Here is a 25,510-nt window from a genome sequence, read left to right as displayed (position 1 = left end):
GCTAGAACTGGTGCCCACTTAAATTTAAGTGCACACCATGTCTGGGCTTTGCAGGGCTAGGTAGATGACTTGGCCGGACGCATACCCATATCGAGCCCCAAGGCAAAATGTACCCGCTGGAAAGTAATGTTTGCGCTGTACATTTTCATTGTGCCGCCGGCGGAAAAGCAATCGCTATTCCGCGCGAGCGGCTAGCAGTACGGACTAAAAAATGAGGCTCTGGCCGAGGCCCTGAATACGATACAGCGCGAGAAATAGAAAACGGGGAAGCCGTAAATGCCTACAACGAAGACGTAGAAACTCACAGCGTTTTCAGCGACGACATACGGAGCTTCTGAAGCCTATCTCTCGCTACGTGGCTGTTTTTTAGCCTGCGACAACGGGCCTCAGATGAATATCGAGGGTTTCATCTCTCCCCACGTGACACGGGGCGAATTACCTGACTGATGCGAACATCGAGTTGTCTTTCCGCTTCAAGGCTGCTGCGACTCGCAACATGGGGTTCGGACGAATATCGGTAGGTTCATCTCCCACCTGGAGCGGCGTGCCGAATCAGCTGGCTAATAAGAATTTGGAGGGTTTTATCTCTCACCTCTCCATGGCCGTTTGACCCACAAACGAGGGTCTCAGGCGAATATCAGGAGATTCATCTCCGACTGTCTGGAGCGGGCCGAATCAGCTCGCTGAGACGAATACCGAGCGTTTCATCTCTCGGCTCTCCATCGCAGTTTGAGCCAGGAAAACGCGAGCATCAGATGAACATCAGGAGCTTCATCTCCCGCCAGCTGGTGCGGGATTAATCAGATGGCTGAGGCGAATATCGAGTTTCATCTCTCAGCTCCTCCCATGGCCGTTTGAGCCAGAAGACGCGGGTCTCAGACGAATATCAGCAGATTCATCTCCCGCCTGTGGAGCGGCTCGAATTAGCTAGTTCATACGAATACAGAGGGTTTTATCTCTTGGAGGCGAGGCTGTTGTCAGCAACACAAAAGCCAGTTACAGCCGTTTTATTAAACGCGTGACAGCCGCCGACCTACAGTGATTTAACAATCAACCCATCATAACGTTGCTGCATTTACCCCTCAGCAACGCTCACCTGATCGAAGCAAATCGCAAAAGCTACGCCGCCCAAAGCCTCGTAGGAAACTGCCAAGGACGTAGTTGCCATTTTGAGTCTCGAGAAGCCAGTAATCTCCCTCTTTCCATGCCCTTTGAATTTTCCCTGTTCGAATGAGGCCGCCATCTGCGGGGCGAAAAGCGTCACCTAGCCCAACGTGATCGAAAGAATCGCCAAGGCATGTGTCATTTGCGATGAAGGCATCACTGATAAACGCAGTGACCGGTACCGAATACTTTCGAGTGCTCGCTCGCCCGAGTCGACATAGCTGAAAGTCACTCAGCTCTTTACTATAAAATTCGACTTCGATGACTTCAGTCATTCAACCAATGCTCCAAACGACTCCAAAATGAATTTCCGCTTACCCGGCCGACATCGAAAAAGCAGCTCCCACAGTCGCTTCTTTTCGCTGGCCTGGGCCCCAGAGGAGGTACACGGTGTTCTTGGTTTCAAAAATACAGCCTTCAGTGAATGATTTTCCGAAGTAGCTGCGTGCCCACATGCTCGGCTCGAATCGGCCGGTGCTGTGCAGGACTACTTCGTGAGCAAACAGCGTCGCAGGAAACAGACCGAGCCTAGTCAGCTTTTCCTTTTCCTCAGGTGTCACGGTGAGGTCGATCAATATCCACTGCCGTACAATGCAAAATGCTTTTCCTGGGAATGACTTTGCTGCCAAAGAGATCAGGTCTTCCTGAGAGCCTTCCCAGCCCGGTGTCTCACCCCCTGCCCCGTAAAAGAGCTGAGAGATTTCATCCAGCGTGACCATATCAATCGCCTCATTCTTCCGCGGTAAAAACCACACTGGCGCTCCTTGCCCCCTGCTGCTTTGTACGCGAGAGAACAAGGCCGTGACGAAGGTTCATCCCTGAACCGATGCTCTCAAATCTCGATCAATAAATTCGGATCAAAACCTGTTTTTTGATTGGGGTACCCGCGTGGATTGGAAACCACACGGCAACCATTCTTGAGGAAATCGGCTGCGACGTGGGTATGCCCGTAGATCCAAAGATCCGCCTTACCCAAGAGCTCCGGCCAGTCGTTGGCATAGGCTGCAATCAGGTGCGCGGGATGATCATCACCCACGTAATCCAATGCTGGCGCATGGTGCGTAACTACAACGGTTTTGCCATCGAATGGCCTGTCCAGTTCCTTGGTGAGCCAGGCATAAGCTGCTTTAGATTTAGCGACCAAGTCATCGGGACGGAGGCGACGGTAACTCTCATCTGTTCTGATGACGGTGAAGTCGCTCATCCATTCCCACGCGACGCGCTTCGCGGCGTTAACGTCTCCAGTCGAGGTGTAATCTGTCCACGCTGTCGTGACCAAAAACCTAGTTTGGTTCAGGATCAAGGCTTCGTTTTCGAGGACGTGGACATGAGCCGCTGCTGCAGCTTTCATTTTGCGGAGCGTGCGCTCGGTGTGGCCGCCGTAAAACTCGTGATTGCCACACACGTAGATCACAGGGCACTGAAACACATCATTCGCCCAAGCCACGCCGCGTGATTTGATATCGATGTCGCCAGCAAGGATGACTAAGTCCTCGTCACTCAAGCAGGCATTGAACGGATCAAACTCGATGTGCAGATCTGAAAAAATTCTGAGTTTCATATCGTATCGGTCTCGAGTTACTCCGGATTTTTTGGCATCAATTCTGTGGAATATTCCGGAACTGTCGATGCGTTACGCTTTGGGTCTTCGTAGATGGTTTTCGCTTCCCTGAGAAGACTTGGGCCGCTCACACCACCAAAAGAGGTGCTATAAACCAAACCACACTCGACTTTGTGAAGTAACACGTACTCGCCTCTATGGTCGTAACCAGCAGTCAACTCGACCAAAGTCTCCATACGATCTAACGCGGTGGCGTTCATCCAGGGTGGGGTTATGACCTGAACGACCTCAACCGAATTGGATTCATTCCTATCCTCGAGTATACCGACCAACACAGAGGCGCTAGTCGCTAGCAATTTCTCAATGCGGTGCCCTGATCCTTCGCAGATCCGGCGTACGACTTGATACCAAGGATCCATCGATTGCCGCTCAAGCATTCTCCAAGCCGATTGCCCGTTTCCAAAAAATCCAGGCAAACGAACTGAGTAAGACTCATCTGAGATAAACATTTTTTAGATACTCGTCTGTGGTACGCACGTGCGCCACCACACTTGAATTTTCGCTTCCATGCCCATTTAACAATCAGCCCGCTGCTTCCATGACCGAAAGAAATCCCTACGCTTGCTTGATTGAGTCGCGTCAATTCATCTAATACGTTTACGATCCATCGAACTCGATTAGGTCAATGCGAGGCTCCATCGGACGCCTAGAGGCAGATACAACGGCAGCTCACGGGGCTTTCAATTGGCTTCGTCCAGAATAATAACACTAGTCGACGTTTATTTAAACACTTCGAGTGTGGCCCTATCCTCGCTTTTTAGGGGCAATCATGTCGCTCAAGAAAGAGATTGCCGCAACGATCCGGGTAATCCGGTCGGTGCGTGGGCTGGCATACGAAGACTTGGCGCCCGTCACTGCGCGCACGAACATCAGTGCCCTCGAACGTGGAAAGATCAACATCACCGTTGATAAATTGATCGAGCTTTCCGCGCCGATGAATTTCGACCCAGTGGCTCTTTTGGCCATTAGCATTTCCATGAGCAATGGCGAGCCTCCAGAAGCGGCTTTGGAACGAGCACGCGTTCAGTTGGAGAGTTTCCGATCAGAAGGAGGCCTAGGTCTTCTGGCAACGCAGATCGTTGACGAAACGCTTGTACAGCGGTCTCGGGGAAAGCCAGAAGGCTCTAAAAATGCCCAGGCTATCAAGGAGCTCAAGGCGGCAGGATTTAGCCGAAGAGAAGTGATGGAGCAGCTCGGTCTATCTAGGTCTACGGTGTATGGGCATTGGAAGGCATAAGGCAAGCAGGCATCGACCTGCCTCCTTGCTACTTTATGAAGCAATGGCGATCAGTGCCCACAGAAACGCAATCAACGTGCTCCCTGCCGAGTAGTTGCGGCTTGTTTTCGTGGTGTTCTGTTCGCCAACTGCTGAAGCAATCCCGCAATATCAGCCGAAGCGAACATTTCTTTCAGACGCTCATGGGAGTACTTCAGGCTTGGCTGGCCAGGAAGCCAAATAGCTCTAGCTATGTCTGCGCTTTTCATTAAGCCTCTCCTTTATTGTTGGCCGGAGCTTGGGCCCGTTTCGGGCCGTATGCAAAGATCTGGAGCAGCAAGCCCTTCGCCTGAAGGAGCTAGTCGGCAGCTTCCGGATTTAATCCTGGCCGAACGAAAGCCCCCCCTTTTGGGGGATTTTTTTGGATGCAAATTACGAAACACCGAGGCTGCGCGAGGTCACTGTGCGGAGATCGCCACAATTAATGCAGTTATGGGGTGGTTGTCGTCATAAATAGCGCGTAGGCGTCTTTGATGGCTTCCACATTCTTGGCACAGCCGGAATACGTTTTGCACTCTCTGGGCAGATCCGGCATCGGGATCGCCGAGTCGGGGGAACCAAGGCCGAACATATTGTGGTTGTTCAGGAAGACTTCCTTGCTGCCATCCATGGTGATGAACCAGCAATATTGTTCCAACTTCTCGCCGACAAAACGGGAAGCGCAGGCGGTGGCGACCAAGGGATTGTCGGCGGAAGACGCCAGGTTAAACTTGCCATCAGGGGCGGTCTGCGCCGTTAAGTATGGTTTCGGCAGCGCATTGACATAAATTTGTACATTGGTCTTCAAGAGTAGGGCGAAGTAGGCATCGTCCCGCTCGCTCTGTTTCTTAGACCAGGTATCCAGGGCATGCATCAGCTTCTTTGTGGAAGCTTTTTTACTCATTTTTTTATAGGCCTGATAGACAACCTCCTCGGCTTTTACTTTGTCTTCAAACACCAGCACCAGTTCTGCGACATCCTTGCCAATCTTTTGATAGATGCTCGGCAGCAGCTCCTGGAACTGCTTACTGGGGTAAAAGGACACGATGACCCCACCGAGGGGCACGCTCTCGCCGCCACGGGTGACGATGAAGATCTGTCCGCGAAAGTTCTTTTCCGCCTGCACTGGGCTCGGAGAACTGCTGTGGTCGGATGAAGTGCTGAGCTGGTTGCCATCTACCTTGAGGTACAACAGCACGGTGGTTGCGCCGAAGAGCACCATCAGTGTGCCAAATACGATCAGCAGAGCGTTTTTCATCGCTTCAATCCCCAGCATGAGCTGATTGAAGCCTAGCCAAGGATCTTAAAAAGGAGTGGCCGTCGCCGAGAAATCACGTCGGCATTGAAAGGTGTGGCGATGCTCGCCGAGAGAGGCGTTTTTTGTGGTCAAGACCTGTAGTTCTAGCGTGTCTGGATGGTGAAAACTACGCACTGCCATGCTGATCCATCTTCTGCCGTAACTGCGTGAGTTCTACAGAGAACTCTGTCAGTTGCCTCTTGGCTTGAGTCACCTCTTCAGCTGCCAGCGCTACCTCTTCTTCAAGCCGCTTGGCCTCATCACGTGATTGATCGAGCTGCTGCTTCAACATTTCCTTTGCCCCGTCCGCCTTAGCAACAGCTGTCTTCATCGAAGTGATTTCGCCCTGAGCTCATCCTGTTTGATGATGAGGGTCTGCTGAAGGTGACGTAGTTCAACCTGGACTTGCTGCACCTGCCCTTCGTGGCGGCGTTGCTCTTGATCACGCTGCTCCTTTACCGCGTTGCGGTAATGCTCAAGCGCATCCCGCGAGTGCAGGTGTTTTTCTTCCAAGGAGCGGTTCTGCTCATCTTTCTCCTGAACACGAAGCTCCAAGTCAATGCAGTTCTGACTAAGGCGTGCATTGCGGGTGATCTCAGCTTGCAGGCTTGTTTGACTGGTCTGCAACTCGGCAGTTTGAGTCTCCAGCGCGCTCCCTTGACTTTCAAACTGACGCCGCAGTGAGGTGAGCTCTGACTGCGACGCTTCTAATTTTTGCTCTAGGTCGGCTCGCTGCTGATCGAACGTCGCCTGGGCATTGCTAACGGCCGCCCCAGACTCCTCCGTCATGCGCTCGAGTACCCTCCGGCTGCAGATCCCCGAAGTACTCAGAGCCATCACCATTACCATGTAAGCAGTCTAAGGAACCCCCGCTGCGATGCTGCTTTTCATCGAGCGACTATCAAAGCTGGTTCATTCGCGTAACCGTGGCCGACAGGATCTTGAAAAGTGCTTCCAAACTGATGTTATAGGGATCGTTGATCAAAGCTAATTCATCGCGCCCCCAATCAAAAAAACAACGTAGCAAGCGGTTCTGAAACACACGCTCGTCGATCAAATTCAACTTTCGGATGTACCTCCAGTTGAGGGAGGCACGTAGCCAATCTGGCTCTAGGTACCGAGTCGAGAAATCAGGATCTACCGGCATAACGCCGGAGAAATGTCTGGCCAGCCGGGATACAGTTGAAGGCCATGAATGCTTCCCTAACTCCTGCCCTCGAATAGCGAGCAATGCTCGTTGGTAGAGATCCACACCCGGATAGCCGAATGATGACGAGTAAGTGAGGATGTGTCCGGTTCTCGCGTCTCCTACAAAGCACAGAGTCACTTGGCGTGTGTCGAAGCTCCTTGGTAATCTGACACGGATGGATGTCGTCAGATAAACAGGAAACAGATAAGTCAGCATCATTTCCTTCCGCATCGCGCTTAAACGCCTATGTCCGATGGTGCGAGTAGACCGGTCTCATACAACTCTAACTGCTGATGTAACCAGCTACCTAGCCGCGAATTTTTTTCGATGGTGCGCCATATCTGCGCGCGATCAGTGACCATATAATAGTCCGTCCCCCTTGCTGCTTTAGCATCGCAGGGTTCGATCCAACCGAGCAATAGCCCACTTAGATAAAGCGCCCTAGCTCTCGCACTGCACGACACCCTGTACACCTCGAAATACAGTTTCACATAGAAACTATGGCCATGCTTTGGAAAACAATCAGGGCCGCACCATCCCGACATATCCACATTGCGGTACGAAGAGCAGAAGCAAGGTAGAAGCATCGCCCTGATGAGAGTGAGCATAAAATTGTCCATCTGCTGGGCCACATCCCTATGGGGCGCCCGTAGCCGGAGATCCATGTACCGCCGCTGCACATCCCAAGACAGCCTCAGTAACTCTGAATCAGCCTCACATGCCAGATCATATTGGTCGAAAATCCTCACTCTATTATGGTGCGACATGAAAAGCCGGAGTCCAAAATCTTTGTTGGTGCAGTATTCCCCAGGTGCGTCTCGCAAAAGCACTCGGTGCGCAGCACAAAAGGGTTGAAGAAGATATCGCCACTCCAACTTGCACACAAAGTTGCGGGTGGCCTTCAGACCTTCTTCAAAACATGCATAACAATAAGAGCGCCGATATTGAATCGGGACTAACGGGTGCTCGCAAGGGCCGAATTTTTCGGTCAAGCGATCTCTCGCAATACCGTGGCGGCTAATGAAATATGGCAACTCCATGTTAGTCTCCAAAAAATCAGGATCGCCTGCCGCTGAAATCATTACATGCCCCCCCGTCTGGCCGCCCTCAAACTCCCCAATGCAACTCATCTCGTCATGCCTATTACACTTTCTCTGCAAAGCAACTCGAGACATCCAGGACGATAGGCTTTCTCCCTCCGAAACCTCAGGAATAGACATTGGATTGAACCTCAAATTTGATATCTTCCCTTGACATACATCTATCAATAATCTGTTGCGCGCGCTTCCCAAATAGAACTCCGAGCACATAAAAATCTTGAAGGATATCGATAACGTGATCAACCTCAAACTCTACCTCTTTGCAGAGGGTTAAAACTGAGCTGATCATGGGAACTTTTAACCGAAATTTTTTGTTATTCCAACTCCAAAAAGATTCGATTATTTCAGAGCAGCTAGAAATATTAAGTTGTCGCTTCAGCCCTACTCGGAAAAATTTTGAACTACTAATCTCTATCTGATGTTGCAACTCTGTTGAGCGTGTTGAGACAACAAAGCAGAACCGTGCGCGACAATCCGTCATTTTTTTTATCTGACCTGCGATATGCAGTAAGTCTCTATCATTTCGCACAAATAGATCCAAGTCGTCGATGGCGATCACTTTCCTGCCAGTAAGATATGAAAACTCTGCCAAGTAAGCTGGCACATCTTTCTGGGAAACGGAAGGCTCTATATATGAAAAGGCAGCACAGACTCTATCTATCAAAGTTACATCATATTCATATAAATCATACGTCACACTAACCCCAGAGAAAATAGGTTCGGACACCACAGCCCTTAAAAAGGTCGTAATGCCGCTTCCTGCAGGGCCGTCAACCAGTATCACTTGTCCACCCTCTTCGCCCTCAAAAAACTTTAGTATCTTAGAAAAAGCGATACGCCACGCCTCGCTAACATACTGGAAGCCGTGACGGCCTTCCAGTACAGTGCGAGCAACTTCCATGGAGTGCTCTAGATTCAAAATATACTCCCACTATGCTTCAGTATCTTCGGCTCGTAGGGCGAAGCTGAAGTCTTCCATGATCGATTCGATATTATCGATATGGGAATGAGTAATGTGCTCGCTCCCGTCGATGACCGCTGCCATCGCTGCACTCTGGAGAATCTTCACAATGTTGTCAGTCAAACCCAAACTTTTATCCATAATTTTCAAATACAGGATCTGGTCTTTCAGATTGGTCGATTTCTTCAAAGGCAGCCGATGGATGTAACTGGCGACAAAATTTCGGAACTCGGCGCCGTGTTGCCAACTGGCAAAATGTTTTACCGCATAGCGACGTTCCAATTGGGGATCGCGGCGAAGAACTTCCGCAGCATCTTCTACACCAAATGCGAAGACCGATAGCCCATAAATATCACTAGAAAGATTCTTCAAAAGTGACAAGTTCGCGCGTTGCTGTGCGGGCGTCAACGTCAACGCATCATGCACCTCATCGATAACAATGCCTCTGATGTTCTGCGATTGGATCCTGTTTTGTAGTTGTGGCGTAAGATTGCCACCTTGGCGTGCATTTTTGCCGACTCCAAGCCCCATCGCAACTAGAATTAAATCTCGCAGACTATAGTTGTTTGGGTTCTGATGCATGGTCACAAATATCAACTTGTCATCAGCGTATGAGTTACGCTCTTTAAGTTGATTGACCATAGCGGATTTGCCCGTGCCGCCCGCTGCCGCAATGATCATACAGGGCGCTACAATCCTGTTTTTCATTTTCATAGAGAAGTGGATCTGGCTGATAACTCGTTCCGCTGCAGGGTACGGTACCCAAAAATCGTTAGAGCACGCGATCATTCGATCTTCATCGGAAAGCTCAAAATGGTGCTGACCAGCCAAATGTACGTGCGGGTAAATAATTTCACTCACAATAGATATTTCCATTTAAATATGGTTTAAAAAATCGGATCGCCGTTACAGCCTATCTGCCATGGTAGTGCACACAAAAGTGGCCTCGAACAAGTAAGCCCCTTTCTTTAATTCTCGACATCTACATTAATGCGACACTCCTAATTAAAAATACAGACAATAAAAATCCCTGCTCGCAGAACTTGATCATGCAAGCGTTTGACGCTTTTAATTTAAGTCATAGATGGCGTTATTATGAATTATCTCATTTCAAAATTTTGGGGCAGCCGTCTGACTCGGGATATTCAAGCTAAGCTGTTGTCTCACCACCGAATCGGGGTGCTGTCGTAGATAACCGGGGACTCATCATCGCAAGCGAATCGCTGCTTACGCTGCAAGAACGATGTGACATCATAAACATTCGATTTTATCGTCGTGCCGACTCTTCCCGACTTCGGCTGTGTTTTGGGGCTGCCGGAAGTATGGGATTTTTCCGATTCAGTTGCTTTGTCGGAATTGGTCGCAACAGAGCCTAATTTAGCGTTTTGCTTTCTGTAGTCCTCCAGTCCTTTCTCACGCTTTTTCCTCGATTTCTCTTGGCGCGTAAGCTTGGATTCCTCTTTGGCAGCTTGGTGAAACTTCCCAGCCGACTGCGCCCCTGCTGTGCTCATGGTTCCATCTCGCTCTCCTCTCTGTTGACGCTGCCAACGATAAATTTCTAAGTCGGTGCTCCGGTTAAATTTGTTCCTTACGCATGGAATTTTCTCCCATTCACCATCAAACTTAACCATTACATAGCTCATATCGTAAGGGTCATATTTGACTAAAACCTTCTGTCGAACTTTACCCTTCAAGACTGATGAAGAATATTGCCTACGAAACATACCGATTCCGTCAGGGGTGATTTCCTTATCTGAGACTTCAGGATAAAAGGTATACTTAAAATGCTCATGCTGAGCTACTGGCAGGAGTCTATAAGCTGGATGCTTTTCGTAATACTTGTTCCAAGCTTGGCTAGGACTCTGATCTAATGCTGAGTGCTTCGTCTCATGATAAGCATGTATGGCATATACCATCATCTGACGAAGCCTTGTTAGCGTTATGCTGGCAGTTTTCTCACTGCTAAGTGACTTGCGTTGAACCGTGTTCGAACCAGTACTACCAGGTAGTTGGTGGATCAAATGGATCATCTGTTTGCCAATCAGGCTTTCAATGTGCCCACCCTGATGCTTCTTTCCAATCATCCTATGCTCAACCGTGATACCGAAGCCTTTCGCATTAAGAACGAAAACGTCCGACGTGAACTCCTTCGCGTTGTCGGTATGGATTGTCTCCGGCAACCCATGCATGGGCCACAAATACGCCGGTAATCCCCACCTTTCCAGCACTTCATCTTTCGGCAGGACGCAATTCTCCAATAACATGGCGACTGTCACAGCACTGGGAGGCAGGAAGGACAGGTAGAAACCAAGAATTACGCGGGTATGGATACAGATTGCCAAGCTGATGTAGGGCCGGCCAATGATTTTTGTCCGATCTTCCTCATCGACCAACAGCATATCCACGACCGTATGGTCAATCTGTACCCATTCCAACGGGCGTTTCGTTACCTTGTAGCCGGGACGAAGCTCAAAACGCTGAACGGCCGCTTCCTTCCCGTGCTTCATCTTGTAGAGAAGCTTATACGGTTGCTTTTGAATCCATCGTTTGACCGTATGGTAGCTCGGTCGCAAAATTTGTCGGTTGTCTCCCTCGGTCTGACAAGCTTTCCAGACCGCTGAATAGGTTCTCGCCTCTGGGTAGTGCTTAAGGAACATGTCCTCGATGAGCCTCTCCACGTCATTATGGATCGTATTTGCGCCGAATTTTCTTCCGCTTCGGTCAGATACAATGGCGCGGTAGCTGAGCGCCCCCTTTGTCCGTTTGAGCAATTTATAAAACTGTGACCGGCTAATCGAAAGGATTTCTAGAGCCTGCTGTAGTTCAAGTGCGCCCGCTTTGAAATCTCGAATGACCGTGTAACGATTGCTCGCCAACTCATGTCGTGCTATATCTGAGTCGAGGCTTCGTGAGTCTAAAGGGGGTGTTTCATGTAGCTTTGCGCTTTGGGATTCGTCCATTAACTTTCCTTCCATTATTTGCTCGACGTGGCACGTCATATTGCTCCGAAGAGCAGCAAGCGAGCGCACATCTGAGTCTGTACTTAGTTTTTAAAGAGCAAGGGTTGCAGCCAAAAGCAGCGCGTTACCGTCTACTAATTCTGGTATCTAAGGGCTAGCAGTGTCTAACCGAAGACCCGTATATTCGACCTAAGCGATGCCCTCGAACTTGAGCGTCGTCCGGCTTTTGGTTTGTGGTCTTTGAAGTTCCTACTCAACGTTTTCCTCCTCATTTAAATAATCTCTATTTTCTGCCAAATGGTATAATTTTCTTGCGAATTCGAAACCGAATGCATGGTCGCATCTAAGATAATTAACTTTTTCAGAGCACCTCTGAAGTCTAAAGTATTGTGCATCCGCCTGTCCTCATGTCGTGAAAGCCAATCTAGTAAAACTTTCGATAGCTCGACTTGTCAACTTTGACTTGCCGATCGAAATTCGACCGTTATCGATTTTTTTATTTATGTATGTATTGACTTAAAAGGCAATTTATACAAATTATTTTAAGACCCCAATCCCCGTAATCCGGGGCTTCTAGGATTTTTTGTTGAATATTCGACTCGAATAAATTCATCTATCACGACGATCCGATTATGACTTCCATTTTAAAAATTTGCACGATCAGGTATCGTAATCTGGCAAACAAATCGAAAAGTTCTATATAAAATTTTTTTCGCGACACCTTTCAGAATCGAGAGGAATATTTACCTATATATTGACAACTTAACGACTGAAACTGGCCAGGGGCGCTATGAACATTTAGTGTTTAATGACACCGAATGAAAGAGATCAATTTTGATAAATTGACGCAGTTACCTCGACGGCTCAGGCAGGCGACCAGGTTGTTGGCACTCGGAAAGAGGCGCGAATAAGAGCTGCTGCACTGCCTATCCTGATCAAAGTAAACCATTACCTACTGGTTGGGCTTACGCCTCCACACTGCCATCAACAGCTCAAATCGCTAGTCGCTTGTGACTTCATTGACCAATACTTGGCGTGGAACAGGTCGAGCATCACGACCAAATACAGTCAGCCTTCATATATTCGATGTAGGTGACCCAGATTTTGTTGGGCTCTCTGACATTGAACAGGAGCATGCCGCAGATTTTCCTAGTAGCCGCCGATATTGATGCGAACGCAGACTTCAACGCGCATTAACCTAGACCCGATGGTGGCCGCAGCTCTCGTCAACCTAGCGTAGGTCATCATGATCTTGCGATAGCCATAAACCCACCGCTTTCCAACCAGGAATGCATGATCAAAATGAGCAATTGTTGATCGTGGCTCGGGCACTTGATTCGGATAGCCACGCATAGTAGCCGCTGGGATGAACCTGCGACGTCAGACGAAGCCGTAAGACGGAGTAGTCACCTGCAAGCCTTGATAAAGGCGTACTTCTGCTGCACTCATTGGCAAAGTACGGGACGGCCTTTTTAAGATGTCTCGCTCCTCCGTCACCCGCTTTAGCACAGCACGTAAGCGGCGAAGTTCAGCGCTCTGATCGTCCTCCCGAAGGTGCTGCTCCTGGGGCGTGGTGTAGTGCTTAATTCAGGCATAGAGGCTGTACACGGACGCACCCAATCGTGCCGCCACCTCCGAAACAGGAAGTTACTTTGCGGTCACTTGGTTGACCACCTGGATTTTGAATTCTTCGGGATAACGCTGGTTGCTCATGGCACCTCCTAATGAGCCTCACTTTAAGGCTTGGAGGTGTCTACGAAACCAGGGGCGATTCAGGGGGCGTTAAAAATCATGTCAAACAATCGCGAGACTTTTTTGTAGTGCGGAGAGACAATGGCGAGAATTATCCGAAGAAATGGCTCTCTTCGTGAGACAAAACCAGAAAAAGTCTCAAGGTTAGTGCATTGGGGGGCTGAAATCCCCGGAATTCAGGGCTTAGGCAATGTCTCATGATTTCGCGACTGCCTCAGCAGCTCCATTCACGGCGCTCACCTCTAAAACGAGATGAACGCGGACATGCAGGAGCTGCCGCCGGCTGGGATCTTGTTCTGTTCGTTATCTAAGCCGCTGACTGTTGCAAGGCAGGCACTGCCAGACTCACCGCCCGCACCGAAGCCCCTGCACTCAAGCCCAACGCCTTGGCGACTTGAGCGTCGACAATCAGCGTACCGGCTGCAACTCGCGCCGCTGCCGCAGTGATCCGGCAATCGGCAAACTGACGGTTATGAATCAAGTAAGTCGCCGCGTGCTCACCCGGTGTGCCAATGCTCAGTTGCAGCACCTGGCTATCGCGCACCGCACGAATATCCCCGGTGGCGCACTCGATCAGCGGACCACCGTCGAAGATATCGATGTAGTCTCGATGCTCAAAACCTTCTGCCTTGAGCATACCCAGCGCCGGCTCTGTGCTGGGGTGAACCCTTCCGATGACCGTTCGTGCCCCCTCCGGCAACAGGCAGGTTGGCAGCGGAAACTTGGGCATCAGTTCCGCGATGAAGGTCTTGTTGCCCAGCCCTGTAAGGTAGTCGGCATCGGCAAAATCCATCTTGAAGAAGTGCCGTCCCAGGCCTTCCCAGAACGGTGAAACACCCTCTTCATCCGAATAACCGCGCATTTCCGCAATAACCTTGTCACCGAAGCGATCGCGAAACTCCGCCAGAAACAGGAAACGCGCCTTCGACAACAAACGACCATTCAGACCACTGCGGTGATCGGCGTGTAAAAACAGTGAACACAGCTCGGAATGGCCGGTCATGTCGTTGCCTAGAAACAACGTTGGCAGCTGTTGATTGATACCCAGGTTTTTCGACGCCGCGACGAACAGGCCCAAGCGGTAGTTGTACCAGGGCTCCCGCAGGCCGACAGCACCCGCCAGGGCACAGATACCCACCGCTTTATTGTGTTCGTTCTCCAGCACAAACAGGTAATCGGCATCGGCGCGCTCGGCTTCGCCGGCGAAGGTTTTGGCCGCCCATTCCAGGCGCTGGCGCAGTCGTGACGCATCAGCCGGCAAGGTGGTCAATCCGGTGCCGGCACTATGGGCCAAGGCCAGCAGAGCCGGCAGATCGTCAGGCGTTGCAGGGCGGATGATCATCGCACTTGTTCCTGGGTGGACGAATGCTTGGGCAGGAACACCTCGGCCAGCATGCAGCGCGCGCTGCCGCCACCGATGCGCTCGATGGTGTCGATGTTCACCGGCAACGGCGTGGTGTGGGTTTCGATCAAGCGACGCTGATCGGCGTCCAGCGATTGCCAGGCTGTGCGCGACATCACCAGCAGCGGCTCGCCCGCTGCGTTGTGCACTTGCAGCATGTTGCCGGCAAAGGACTCCAACTGTGCCCAGTTCAAATCAATGAGCTGTTTGTCGCTGGTTTCGAGCCGTTTACGCAACGCCGCACGCTCGTCCGGATGGGCTACCGACGCCAGGCAAACCACCGCCAGGCGGGTGCCGACGCTCATCATGACGTTAGTGTGATAAATCGGCACGCCCTGGCGGTCCACCGCGTTGAACGCACACAGTTCATAGCCCAGATGGGTGACCAACTGATCCAGTGCCCGGGCGTGGGTGCGGGTCGAGTACCCGGCGTAGCAGATCCGCTGTTGCCGATCCAGGACCATGCTGCCAGTGCCCTCCAGGAATACCTCCTGCTCTTCGAGGCTGGACAGGTCCAGCAACTGCTCGACCCGGTATTCACCCAGCAACCCGTCGAGTACACCTTTGTCCCGCTCCAGGCGCCGGTTGTGGCCTTGCATCGGATACAGGACCAAGGTGCCATCCGGGTGGCTGCTCCACCAGTTGTTGGGGAAGATCGAGTCCGGGGTATACGGCGCTTCGCGATCGTTGTGCACCAGGACTTCAACGCCGTGCCGACGCAACGCGGCGACATAGCCATCGAACTCGGCAAGGGCCTTGAGTTGTACGTCTTCGGCAACTGTTGCCGGACGCTGGAAACGGTTGTTCGCCGCCGTGTCCTGATTGAAGGAGAAACGTGTCGGGCGAATCATTAATACCGTATTGGTGGTTTGCATGGGCACAGACTCAATGAGGGGCGAGAGAGGCTCATTGTCTGTTTCGAAGCGGGAAAAACCCGGTTGATGACGGCTTTTACGCAGATGAAAACGGCTGAAGATTCTGACCCCTTCAGCCGATTCGGTGAACGACACAAATCAAATGTGGGAGCGGGCTTGCTCGCGAAGGCGATGTGTCAGTCGACATTGATGTTGGATGACACTCCGCCTTCGCGAGCAAGCCCGCTCCCACAGGTTGTACGTCGTTCGATGCCTATTCCATCGTGGTCTTGACCATCGCCAGCTCCGGGTGGCTGACGAGTTTGTCGATGTGCAAATCCGGGTCGTCAAACCAGACTTCGGTCAACACCCGGTAATGCTCCATGTCACGGCAGCGCATGCGCAGGCTGTAATCGAACGCGCCGCTGATCAGACGACATTCCAGCACCTGCGGGCAGGCGCGGACCTTGGCTTCGAAGGCCTTTTGCGCCGCGCGTCCGCTCTGGTTCGACAACGCCACCAGCACCAGCAATGACAAGCCCGGCGTCAGTTTCTTCTCATCGAGAATCGCGCCATAGCCGCGAATGACCCCTAGCTGTTCCAACTTGCGCACTCGTTCCAGACACGGCCTGGGGGTCAGGTGTACGCGTTCGGACAACTTTTGATAGGTGATGCGCCCTTCGTGGCGCAACACTTCAATGATTGCCTGATCGATACGATCAAGCACGATCGACAGATCGCGGATATCCGCCATGTACGCCTTGCCTCACTTCAAACGACCCGATAGAAATTGCTGCAAACGTTCACTGTTTGGCCGGTCGAGTATCGTAGCATCACCCTGCTCCTCGACCCGCCCCTGATGCAAGAACAACACCTGGCTTGAGACCTGCCGGGCAAACCCCATTTCGTGGGTCACCATCAACATGGTCCGGCCTTCTTCGGCCAGCGCCTGAATCACCTTCAGCACTTCACCCACCAGTTCCGGATCGAGCGCCGAGGTTGGCTCGTCAAACAACAGGATTTCGGGTTCCACCGCCAGGGCACGGGCGATCGCCACCCGTTGTTGTTGCCCGCCCGACAGAAACGCCGGGTACTGATCGGCCACCCGTTGCGGCAAGCCGACTTTGTCCAGATACGCCCGCGCGCTCTCCTCGGCGGCCTTGCGACTCATGCCCAGGACTCGACACGGCGCCAGCACGATGTTCTCCAGCACGGTCAGGTGACTCCACAGGTTGAAATGCTGGAACACCATCGCCAGTCGCGTACGCAAACGCTGCAACTGTTTTGGATTGGCAACGCGCATGCCACCAACGCCCTGACGGGTGAGAACTCGCTCGCCATCCAGAGCAATGGCGCCTTCGTCCGCCCGTTCCAGAAAGTTGATGCAGCGCAGCATGGTGCTTTTGCCCGAACCGCTCGCGCCGATCATGCTCACCACGTCCCCTGCCCTCGCGTTTAACGAGACGCCCTTGAGCACTTCATTGTCACCAAAACGTTTGTACAGATTTTCAACCGTGAGTTTGTACATGCGAATACTCCTGGAGCGGCACACTTATCGGCGCCGCTCTGGATAAAGAATGGAAGTCAGTGGGCCGGGCCGAGAAAGCTCAGCCAGCGTTTCTCAGCCAGGCGGAACGCACCGACCAGCCCGAACGACAGCACGAGGTACAGCAGACCGGCAATGCCGAAGGCCTGAAACGTCATGAAGGTCGCGGCATTGGCGTCCCGGGCGATTTTCAGGATGTCCGGAATCGTTGCGGTGAACGCCACTGAAGTCGCGTGCAACATCAGTATCACTTCGTTGCTGTAGTAAGGCAGCGCGCGGCGCAGCGCCGAAGGCAGGATCAGTTGCAGATACAGGCGCCAGCCACTCAGGCCATAAGCATGTGCCGCTTCGATTTCACCGTAGGGAATGCTGCGGATCGCTCCGGCGAAAATTTCCACGGTGTAGGCGCAGGTGTTGAGGGTGAACGCCAGCAAGGTGCAATTCATTGCGTCGCGGAAAAACGCTTCGAGCAATGGCTGCGAACGGACCACAGCAATGCCGTAGATCCCGCTGTAGCAAATCAGCAACTGGATATACAACGGCGTGCCGCGAAAGATGTAGGTAAACAGCTGAACCGGCCAACGCAAAACGCCCCAGCGCGAGACGCGCAAGATCGCCAGGGGCAACGACAGGAAAAAGCCCATGGCAATACTCGCCACCAACAGCCACAGGGTCATGGCCAACCCGGTGAGGGTCTCGCCGTCGCTGAACAGAAAGGGCCTCCAGTATTCGGCAATCAACTCGATCATCGCGCCATCCCCCGCACACCCTGGTTGTAGCGCCGCTCCAGCACGCGCAAGACATAGTTCGAAGCGCTGGTGATCAGCAGGTAAAGCGCTGCGGCCAGCAGCAGGAAATCAAGCATATTGAACGTGCTTTTGCCGGCCTCCTGCGCGACTTTGACCAGGTCCGACAAACCGATGATCGATACCAGCGCCGTGGCCTTGAGCAGCACCAGCCAGTTATTGCCCAGGCTTGGCAAGGCGAAACGCATCATTTGCGGGAACACCACGAAACGGAAGCGCTGCCAACGGTTCAGACCAAAGCACGCCGCGGCTTCCTGCTGCCCGCGTGGCACACTCAGAATCGCCCCGCGAAAGGTCTCGGTGAAATACGCCCCGTAGATAAAACCAAGGGTGATGATGCCGGCCACGAATGGGTCGATTTCCATGTAGGGCCAGCCCATGGACTCGGTCAGGGCGCTGAGCCAGCCTTGCAGGCTGTAGAAAATCAGCAGCATCAACACCAGGTCGGGCACGCCACGGATCAGTGTCGTGTAAATGGTCGCCGGCAGATTCAACAGCTTCAGCGGCGACAGCTTGGCCGCCGCGCCGAGCAGTCCCAGCGCCATGCTCACCAGAAGCGCGAGTGCCGACAGTTTGAGGGTGACCCAGGTGCCGTGCAGCAACAAAGGGCCATAGCCTTGCAGGGCCGAAAGATCGACCCCCAGAACATTCAGGAAGGAATTCACGCCAGTCACCTGTCTTGATGCGCCCCGCTCGCTGCAACACAGCGACCGGGGCGCGAGGATCAGTTGTTGTAGAGGTCCAGGTCACCGAAGTGTTTCTGCTGGATCTGCGCGTAGATACCCTTGTCGTGCAGGGCCTTGATGGCGGCATTGAGCATGCCTTTGAGCTCTTCGTTGTCCTTGCGCACACCAATGGCGATTTCTGCCGGCACCAACGGGTCGCTGATGCCTTCACTGTTGTGGAAGTCCGCCCCTTGTGGCGAGGTCAGGAAACTCATCTGCGCTTGCAGCTTGTCCTGGATCGACGCATCGAGACGGCCAAATACCAGGTCGGCATAGACCTGATCCTGATTCTGATAGGCCCGCAGTTTCACCCCGCCCGGCGCCAGTTTGGCCTTGGCGTAGGTTTCCTGAATCGTGCCCTGCATGTAACCGATGGTTTTGCCGCGCAGCGACTCGGCGGTAGGCAGCAGTCCGGAATCCTTGCGGGTAACGATGGCGGTCGGTCCGGCGTACAGGCGATCGGTAAAGTCGATCTGTTTTTTACGCGCGTCGGTAACGGTCATCGAAGATTCGATGGCATCGAACTTGCCGGCCTTGAGCCCCGGAATCAGCCCGTCGAAATCATTGCTGACCCACACGCAGGTCAGCTTCAGCTCGGCACATATTGCATTGCCCAGATCCACGCCGAAGCCCTGGACCCCACCATCGGCCGTGGTGGATTCAAAGGGTGGGTAGCTTGGGTTGACGCCAAATCGCAGCTCCTTCCATTCCTTGGCACTGGCGCCCGTGGTGCAGCACAGCAACGCGAGTGCCGGCAAAGTCAGCCATTTGATGTTCATTTTCTTGAGTCCCGGATTATTTGGATTTATCGCGATCCGGCGCCTGCGTCGGACCACACTTTTTGACAGGGGCAGAGAGTCGATGCGGTTTTCACCGCAGCCGTTTTTGTTGTTGTTATCGACTGGAAGCAGCCAGTCGTCGGAGTTGCACTCCATTTCAAGCAGCGATCAACAAGCGCTTGAAACGGACCGTCAGAATGCCAATTGCCGGGAGGGTGCTGGTGTCGTAACCCCACGTTCAAACAGCGTGCCTGTGCTGAACGAAGGGCTTTCACAGCCGATTCTGTCGTCTGCCGTAAGTCACTGTTTCTCCACTTAAAGGGAGCGGCACAGGAAGTGTGATTGTCTTTGAGGCCGTCTACTTCATCTGCATAGCGATGCGTCGTGAAGCACATTGCGCTTGAGCCGCGCGAGCGAGGTGCGACTGGTCAGTGTCTCCCGGCCGATTCCGCTGTGCGCCCTCTGTTTTTCGACTTCTCTCGCTGTGTCCAGGGTCGGTATTGGCCGAAATCCTCTCTCCATTGCCTCGACAATAGGTCGGTAGCAAATACATGGACCACCTCCTGAGTCTCAGCCGCCAAAGCGCAAGGTAGTCCAGACCGGCACACCAAAAAAACGCCCAAAGGAACCCAATATGACCCGTTACATTGACGTCAATGATCTGAGCCGTCTCGTCCAGGAAAAAGGCTTGCCCCGTTGCCTGATCGAAATGGCCGAGTACATCCGTCAAGACTACGTACGCTGGCCGGATTTCGAAAAATGCGCGCGCCTGGCGAACCACTCACCCGAGGGCGTCATCGAGCTTATGCCTGTGTCTGATGCCTCGCTCTACGCCTTCAAGTATGTCAACGGACATCCGAAGAACACCCACAACGGCATGCTGACGGTCATGGCGTTTGGTGCACTGGGAGACGTCGATACCGGCAAACCTGTTTTACTGAGTGAAATGACGCTGACTACCGCCATTCGCACCGCTGCCACTTCTGCACTCGCGGCCCGCTACCTCGCCCGACCGGACAGTCGCCGAATGGCACTTATCGGCAACGGCTCACAGAGCGAGTTCCAGGCCCTGGCATTCCATACATTGCTCGGCATTACTGAAGTCAGTCTCTACGACATCGATCCTGCCGCGACGGCGAAGCTGGTAGCCAACCTGCGGGCCTACCCCGCCTTACAGGTGACGGTTGCCAATAGCGTCGCGCAAGCGGTACATGGCGCCGATATCGTGACCACGGTCACGGCCGACAAAGCCTACGCAACGATTTTAACCCCTGAGATGATCGAGCCCGGGATGCACCTCAACGCAGTGGGCGGCGACTGTCCCGGCAAGACCGAACTGCACCGGGACATCGTGGAGCGTGCGCGGGTCATGGTTGAGTACGAACCACAAAGCCGCATTGAAGGCGAAATTCAGCAGATGCCCGTCGACTCACCGGTTATCGAGTTCTGGAAAGTCATCAATGGTCAGACTCAAGGTCGCCAGCATGCCGAGGAAGTCACCCTGTTTGACTCGGTCGGCTTCGCCATCGAGGACTACTCCGCCTTGCGCTATGTGCTGGATGTTGCAAGAACGCTCAACATTGGCAGCGACATTCAACTGGTGCCGGAGTTGCAGGATCCCAAGAACCTGTTCTCGCTGCTGCAGCCTTCAGCAACTGACGATGTAAGGCTTCGGGCCTGACTCTACCGGCACTTCAACGCGTTCACCTGGCGGCCCCTTCGGCTGCCAGGCGCAACCCTGAACAATCCCTCGGTCGTTTGAGCCTTTTTTACAGCGCCATCCGCTGCGCGAGCCGCCCGGTCCAATTCGACCTCGCTACCCGAGCGGGCGTCAACAAAGCGTTATTTTTTCGAAACATCTCATAACCGCTAATCAGTTTGATCTGTTTTTTGACGCCTCACCGATATGCGGTCACAACTTTTGCGCTCCGTTGGGTCATAACACGGTAGCTGCCGATGGAATATTGGCATCTGCCGAGGTTTTCGCCTGATACGGAGCTAAGCTCATGATTTTCAATGTAAAAGATTTTGGCGCCAAAGGAGATGGCCTCACTGACGACACGGCGGCGATTCAAAATGCAATTGATGCGGCCGCCGCTGCAGGCGGGGGGCAGGTGTACATGCCGACCGGAACTTATATCGTTTCGGGAGGTGAGGAGCCCTCCGACGGCTGCCTGATGCTCAAGAGCAACGTCTACCTGTACGGCGACGGCATGGGCGCAACCACCGTCAAGGTGGCTGACGGCTCCGACACCAAGATCACCGGAGTCATCCGCTCCGCCTATGGCGAGCAAACCCACGACTTCGGTGTCAGCAACCTCACCATCGACGGCAACCGTGACAACACCACGGGCAAGATCGACGGTTGGTTCAACGGCTACATTCCCGGCGAAGCGGGCTACGACTCCAACGTCACCCTCGACAGCGTCGAGATCAAGGATTGCTCCGGGTACGGTTTCGACCCCCACGAGCAGACCGTGAACATGGTCATCAAGAACAGCGTGTCCCACGGCAACGGCCTGGACGGTTTCGTTGCCGACTTCCTCAGCGACAGCACCTTCGAAAACAACGTCGCCTACGACAACGACCGGCACGGTTTCAACATCGTTACCAGCACCCACGACTTCACGCTCACCAATAACGTTGCCTACAACAATGGCGGCACTGGCATCGTCGTGCAGCGCGGCAGTGAGGACATCCCCTCCCCCAGCAACATCACCATCACCGGAGGCGAGGTGTACGGCAACGGCGCCGAAGGGGTGCTGATCAAACTGTCCAGCGAGGTGACCGTCAGTGGCGTCGACATTCACGACAACGCCGGCGCCGGGGTGCGCATCTACGGCAGCAACCACGTCGAGATCATCGACAACACGCTCAACAACAATTCCCTGGGCAACCCCGTCCCGGAGATCATCATCCAGTCCTACGACGACACCCTGGGCGTGTCCGGCAAGTACTTCAACGGCAGCGATAACACCATCCAGGGCAACCTCATCAGCGGCAGCGACCTGTCGACCTACGGCGTTGCAGAGCGCAATGAAGACGGCACCGATCGCAATGCCATTATTGGCAACATCATCAGTCACACCAGCAACGGCGCCACGCTGATCTATGGCGACGGCAGCTACTTCAGCGCCACGGTGCCGATGACCATCGTGCAAGGTACGGCTGGCAACGACACCCTGCCGGGCAGCGCCGCCAGCGAGATTTTCTTCGGCGGTGCCGGCAACGACACTATCAATGGCGGGGCCGGTGGCGACATTCTGGTGGGGGGTGCTGGCATCGACAAACTCACCGGCGGTACCGGCGCCGATACGTTCCGTGTCGTCGCTCAGTCCGACAGTTACCGCAACGCAACCACAAGCTTCGATGACACCCTCACCGACTTCGACGTCACCCAGGACAAGATCGACCTCGCCGGCCTCGGTTTCACAGGCCTGGGCAATGGCCGTGGCGGCACCCTGCAGGTCAGCTACAGCGCCAGCAGCAACCGCACCTACATCAAGGACTACGATGCCGATGCCAGCGGCAATCGCTTCGAATTGATTCTCTCGGGTAACTTCACCAGTACCCTGACCGCCAGCCACTTCATCTTCAATCGTGTGATCACCGGCACCAGCGCCAGCGACTCGCTGCTGGGTAGCGATTCGGCCGACACCCTGCTAGGCCTGGCGGGTAACGACAGCCTCAGTGGCGGCGCTGGCGACGACAAGCTAGACGGCGGTGCCGGACGCGACTCGCTGTACGGCGGCGCCGGTGCCGACACCTTCCGCTACAGCAACGCGCTCGACAGCTACCGCGACTACGACACCGGTGGTATCACGGCCACCGACACGATTTATGACTTCACCGCGGGCGTCGACAAGATCGATGTTTCGGGCCTGGGCTTGCTCGGTCTCGGCGATGGCAGCAATGACACGTTGTACATCACCCTCAACGCGGCCGGCGACAAGACCTACATCAAGTCCGCCGAAGCGGATACCGATGGCAATCGTTTTGAAATCGCGCTCATCGGCAACTACCTCAACACCCTGACCGCCAGCGACTTCGTGTTCGGCGAGAGCGCCCAGCAGGACATCCTCTACCTGCCCACCCTCGGCCAATCCAATGCGCGCCTGCTGCGCATGACCGAGGACGACGGTCAGTCCGGCACCTCTATGCTGGTCAACGACCTGGACCGCTACACCCCCTATGACGTGCGCAGCCAGTTCACCGATGCCAATGGCAACGGCATCGACATCGCGGTGGGCGGCAGCACGGTCACCGGCCTGTCGACGCTCAGCGCCGGGGAACTCGAGTTGTGCTGGTGGCTGACCGACACCAACCAACCCGGGGCCGCGTTGTTGCGCGCCGTGACGCTGCTGCGGAACCAGCTCAGCGAACTGCAATCGATCAATAACGTCACCATGGGCATCATTTGGGGCCAGGGCGAGGAAGCTGCCCAGGAGATCGCCCGCGCCACGGACAAAGCCGCGGCAGCAGCGGCGTACAAGGCCGCGACCCTGAAGGTGTTTGATTACCTGCATGCCCAGTTCGGCAACTTCAGCGTGTACATGATGGAAACCGGTCACTACGATCAGGACGCGGCGCGTGCCCGTGGTTATTCGCAAGAGAAGATTGCCTCCATCGTCGAGGGGGCTGGCTATGTCCGCGCCGCCCAGGAAGCCATCGCCGCCGAGCGCACCGACGTCAAGCTCGCGGTGGACTACACCGACCTCCCCTTGCGCCACGAAGTCGATCCGCTGGCGTATCCCGACGACGTCTGGCACCTGCACGAGGAATCGGCGGAGATCGTCGGCCAGCGTTTGGCCGACTACATTGCCGGTGACCTTGGCTTCCAGGGCGACCCCAGCGACAACAACAGCGTGCAGGACATTTTCGACAACGCCCGGAACATGATTTCCGGCACCAACCAGGCGGATACCCTGGTGGGCAGTTCGGGCAACGACACACTGGATGGATCCCTTGGCGCCGACACCATGACCGGTGGCAATGGCAACGATATCTATGTGGTCGACAACGCGTTCGACCGCGTGGTGGAAACCAGCACCTCGACCTCGCAGATCGATACGGTGCAAGCCTCGGTCAGCTGGACCCTGGGCGCCAATCTCGAAAACCTGGTGCTCACCGGCGTGTCGGACATCAACGGCACCGGCAATGAGCGGCACAACTTCATCACCGGCAATGCCGCCAGTAACGTACTCGACGGTGCCGCAGGGGCCGACAGCATGAGCGGCGGCGATGGCAACGACACCTATTATGTCGACAACGCCGATGACACCGTGATCGAGACCAACAGCAATGCGGTGCCAGGAGGAGTCGACAGTGTGTACAGCAGTCTGGCGGCCTATACCCTCGGCAACAACGTCGAGCATCTGTATATCGACAGCGCTGGTGCCGCCAATGGCACGGGCAATGCGCTAGACAACACGCTGTTCGCCGGTGCCGGCAACAACGTGCTGGACGGGCGCGATGGCATTGACACGGTGTCCTTTGAGCGCACCTTGTCCGGCGTTACCGTAAACCTCTCGACCTCCGCGCAACAAAACACCACGGGTTCCGGGCTCGATACCTTGAAGTTCTGCGAAAACCTCACGGGAAGCGCCTACGCCGACAGTCTCTCGGGCAACAGCGCCGCGAACGTTTTGAACGGTGGTGCGGGCAACGATACGCTGGTGGGCGGTTCGGGCGATGACCGGCTGATCGGCAGCGCAGGCACCGACAACCTCACCGGTGGCACTGGCGCAGATACCTTCGCGTTCAGTGCGATGTCGGACATGGGCGTCGGGGCTTTGCGCGATGTGATCAACGGTTTCAAGAGCACCGAGGGCGATCATCTGGATTTCACCGGCCTTGACGCCAACCCGCTGACCGCCGCTGTCGACGCCTTCACCTTCATCGCCAGCAACGCCTTTGACCCTGCCAATGCCACCGGCCAACTGCGCTTTGCCGATGGCATTCTCCAGGGCAGTGTCAACGCCGACGCCACCCCCGAGTTCGAAATCCAACTGGTGGGCGTCCAGCAGCTGCACGCCAGCGATTTCACAACCTTGGGTTAAGCCCACACCCTGCGGGAGCGGGCTCGCCCTGATGCCGGTC

General features: G+C 54.2%; 22 protein-coding genes and 1 pseudogene. 4 read left to right on the top strand and 19 right to left on the bottom strand.

What is annotated here, in order from left to right; translation table 11 throughout:
- The first annotated feature begins 254 nt into the window (after positions 1-254).
- Positions 255-338, top strand: coding sequence for a type II toxin-antitoxin system CcdA family antitoxin (locus tag AC3IP0_RS13640; RefSeq protein ID WP_489327802.1), 84 nt, complete (start codon positions 255-257; stop codon positions 336-338).
- Between the two features lie 744 nt (positions 339-1,082).
- Here AC3IP0_RS13640 and AC3IP0_RS13635 read toward each other — a convergent pair.
- The 4 genes from AC3IP0_RS13635 to AC3IP0_RS13620 all read right to left on the bottom strand — a co-directional run bounded on the left by AC3IP0_RS13635 (position 1,083) and on the right by AC3IP0_RS13620 (position 3,234).
- Positions 1,083-1,439 (bottom strand): hypothetical protein, encoded by a 357-nt coding sequence (locus AC3IP0_RS13635; protein ID WP_489327663.1) that lies wholly within the window; start codon positions 1,437-1,439, stop codon positions 1,083-1,085.
- 39 nt (positions 1,440-1,478) lie between these two features.
- A complete protein-coding gene (locus AC3IP0_RS13630; protein WP_489327662.1) occupies positions 1,479-1,919 on the bottom strand; it encodes a DUF6957 family protein in 441 nt (146 codons plus the stop codon).
- A 77-nt stretch (positions 1,920-1,996) separates the two neighbouring features.
- Entirely contained in the window at positions 1,997-2,725 is a 729-nt protein-coding gene (locus AC3IP0_RS13625; RefSeq protein ID WP_489327660.1) for a metallophosphoesterase, read from the bottom strand.
- Positions 2,726-2,742: 17 nt separating this feature from the next.
- Positions 2,743-3,234, bottom strand: coding sequence for a hypothetical protein (locus tag AC3IP0_RS13620; protein WP_489327659.1), 492 nt, complete (start codon positions 3,232-3,234; stop codon positions 2,743-2,745).
- 320 nt (positions 3,235-3,554) lie between these two features.
- On the opposite strand from AC3IP0_RS13620, the gene AC3IP0_RS13615 reads away from it, so the two are divergent.
- Positions 3,555-4,022 (top strand): helix-turn-helix domain-containing protein, encoded by a 468-nt coding sequence (locus AC3IP0_RS13615; RefSeq protein ID WP_489327657.1) that lies wholly within the window; start codon positions 3,555-3,557, stop codon positions 4,020-4,022.
- Positions 4,023-4,491: 469 nt separating this feature from the next.
- Here AC3IP0_RS13615 and AC3IP0_RS13610 read toward each other — a convergent pair whose 3' ends face one another.
- The 15 genes and pseudogenes from AC3IP0_RS13610 to AC3IP0_RS13540 form a co-directional block, all read right to left on the bottom strand.
- The gene (locus tag AC3IP0_RS13610; RefSeq protein WP_489327656.1) at positions 4,492-5,298 is read right to left on the bottom strand and encodes a hypothetical protein; all 807 of its coding nucleotides are present in this window, start codon (positions 5,296-5,298) and stop codon (positions 4,492-4,494) included.
- A gap of 166 nt (positions 5,299-5,464) precedes the next feature.
- A complete protein-coding gene (locus AC3IP0_RS13605) occupies positions 5,465-5,668 on the bottom strand; it encodes a hypothetical protein (RefSeq protein WP_489327655.1) in 204 nt (67 codons plus the stop codon).
- Positions 5,665-6,126, bottom strand: a complete 462-nt coding sequence (locus tag AC3IP0_RS13600) for a hypothetical protein (protein ID WP_489327653.1) — start codon at positions 6,124-6,126, stop codon at positions 5,665-5,667. The genes AC3IP0_RS13605 and AC3IP0_RS13600 overlap by 4 nt, the downstream gene beginning before the upstream one ends.
- 112 nt (positions 6,127-6,238) lie before the next feature.
- Entirely contained in the window at positions 6,239-6,742 is a 504-nt protein-coding gene (locus tag AC3IP0_RS13595) for a hypothetical protein (protein WP_489327652.1), read from the bottom strand.
- Between the two features lie 990 nt (positions 6,743-7,732).
- A complete protein-coding gene (locus AC3IP0_RS13590; RefSeq protein ID WP_489327650.1) occupies positions 7,733-8,527 on the bottom strand; it encodes a hypothetical protein in 795 nt (264 codons plus the stop codon).
- Between the two features lie 30 nt (positions 8,528-8,557).
- Positions 8,558-9,448: a TniB family NTP-binding protein gene (locus AC3IP0_RS13585; RefSeq protein ID WP_489327649.1), complete on the bottom strand. Its 891-nt coding sequence runs from the start codon at positions 9,446-9,448 to the stop codon at positions 8,558-8,560.
- A 302-nt stretch (positions 9,449-9,750) separates the two neighbouring features.
- Positions 9,751-11,547: a Mu transposase C-terminal domain-containing protein gene (locus tag AC3IP0_RS13580; RefSeq protein ID WP_489327647.1), complete on the bottom strand. Its 1,797-nt coding sequence runs from the start codon at positions 11,545-11,547 to the stop codon at positions 9,751-9,753.
- Between the two features lie 814 nt (positions 11,548-12,361).
- Positions 12,362-13,260 (bottom strand): annotated as a pseudogene (locus AC3IP0_RS13575) (IS3 family transposase); the annotation flags it as partial.
- A gap of 346 nt (positions 13,261-13,606) precedes the next feature.
- On the bottom strand, positions 13,607-14,641 hold the full coding sequence (gene astA, locus AC3IP0_RS13570) for an arginine N-succinyltransferase (RefSeq protein ID WP_489315788.1): 1,035 nt from the start codon (positions 14,639-14,641) through the stop codon (positions 13,607-13,609).
- Positions 14,638-15,576 carry a citrulline utilization hydrolase CtlX gene (ctlX, locus tag AC3IP0_RS13565; RefSeq protein ID WP_489327645.1) on the bottom strand — a complete coding sequence of 313 codons (939 nt, stop codon included), beginning with the start codon at positions 15,574-15,576 and terminating at the stop codon, positions 14,638-14,640. Before ctlX ends, astA begins: the two co-directional genes overlap by 4 nt.
- A gap of 253 nt (positions 15,577-15,829) precedes the next feature.
- Entirely contained in the window at positions 15,830-16,309 is a 480-nt protein-coding gene (locus AC3IP0_RS13560) for an Lrp/AsnC family transcriptional regulator (RefSeq protein WP_007974731.1), read from the bottom strand.
- Between the two features lie 12 nt (positions 16,310-16,321).
- Positions 16,322-17,083, bottom strand: a complete 762-nt coding sequence (locus tag AC3IP0_RS13555) for an ABC transporter ATP-binding protein (RefSeq protein ID WP_007986657.1) — start codon at positions 17,081-17,083, stop codon at positions 16,322-16,324.
- A 56-nt stretch (positions 17,084-17,139) separates the two neighbouring features.
- Complete coding sequence (locus AC3IP0_RS13550) at positions 17,140-17,850, bottom strand: ABC transporter permease (RefSeq protein ID WP_223448337.1); 711 nt, start codon at positions 17,848-17,850, stop codon at positions 17,140-17,142.
- Positions 17,847-18,572, bottom strand: coding sequence for an ABC transporter permease (locus AC3IP0_RS13545; RefSeq protein ID WP_150755302.1), 726 nt, complete (start codon positions 18,570-18,572; stop codon positions 17,847-17,849). Before AC3IP0_RS13545 ends, AC3IP0_RS13550 begins: the two co-directional genes overlap by 4 nt.
- 59 nt (positions 18,573-18,631) lie before the next feature.
- Positions 18,632-19,411, bottom strand: coding sequence for a transporter substrate-binding domain-containing protein (locus AC3IP0_RS13540; RefSeq protein ID WP_150755301.1), 780 nt, complete (start codon positions 19,409-19,411; stop codon positions 18,632-18,634).
- A 634-nt stretch (positions 19,412-20,045) separates the two neighbouring features.
- Here AC3IP0_RS13540 and ocd point away from each other — a divergent pair.
- Positions 20,046-21,092, top strand: coding sequence for an ornithine cyclodeaminase (gene ocd / locus AC3IP0_RS13535; protein WP_489315785.1), 1,047 nt, complete (start codon positions 20,046-20,048; stop codon positions 21,090-21,092).
- A 325-nt stretch (positions 21,093-21,417) separates the two neighbouring features.
- Complete coding sequence (locus tag AC3IP0_RS13530; protein ID WP_489327643.1) at positions 21,418-25,470, top strand: glycosyl hydrolase family 28-related protein; 4,053 nt, start codon at positions 21,418-21,420, stop codon at positions 25,468-25,470.
- Positions 25,471-25,510 lie beyond the last annotated feature (40 nt).

It is taken from the genome of Pseudomonas sp. GL_103, assembly GCF_057835175.1.
This window is presented reverse-complemented; position numbering and strand designations above follow the sequence as displayed.